Origin of the sequence: Siminovitchia sediminis (assembly GCF_042680885.1) — a bacterium.
Classification (GTDB): domain Bacteria; phylum Bacillota; class Bacilli; order Bacillales; family Bacillaceae_C; genus Siminovitchia; species Siminovitchia sediminis.
Genome location: NZ_JBHUEO010000103.1, coordinates 1 through 642, shown reverse-complemented (window position 1 = coordinate 642; position 642 = coordinate 1). Strand labels below are relative to the sequence as shown.

Sequence of the window (642 nt, the reverse complement as noted above, 5' to 3'; positions counted from 1 at the left end):
TGCGAGACCGTCCGCTCCCCGTTCGTCAAGAATCTGCTTTGTCCCCGGCTGGATCTTGTGGTCCACCGGGATGGACGGGATTCTTGGCTCGGACTCCACCGGCTTTTTGGTCTTCTCAATGCCCGGAAACCCGTTGAGTGTCACGGTCCCGATATATTTGAGCAGCTTCGTTCCGCGGTCCCGGCTTTCCGGAAAGGCAAACAGCTCGGGGGTGCTGTCCAGAAAGGACGTGTCATATTCCCCGGTGATGAACTGCTCATGCTCCATCACATTGATTAAAAACGGGATATTTGTTTTGATGCCGCGGATCCGGAATTCTTTTAACGTCCGGACCATTTTGGAGGCCGCCTGCCGGAAGGTCAGGGCCTGGGTGGACACTTTGACAAGCAGGGAGTCATAATGCGGCGTGATGACTGCCCCCTGGAAGCCGTTGCCCGCATCCAGGCGCACCCCGAAGCCGCCGCCCGAGCGGTACACCATAATCTTGCCGGTATCGGGCATGAAATCATTGAGCGGATCTTCCGTCGTCACCCTCGACTGGATGGCATATCCGTTCATCGTGAGGTCTTCCTGCTTCGGAATCTGTACCCTTTCCCCGTGCAGGGAGTGGCCTTCGGCAATGAGGATCTGTGACTGCACGAT

General features: G+C 57.0%; 1 pseudogene. It reads right to left on the bottom strand.

Annotated elements, in window-relative coordinates:
* A pseudogene (locus ACFSCZ_RS17755) lies at positions 1 to 642 on the bottom strand (pyruvate carboxylase); the annotation flags it as partial.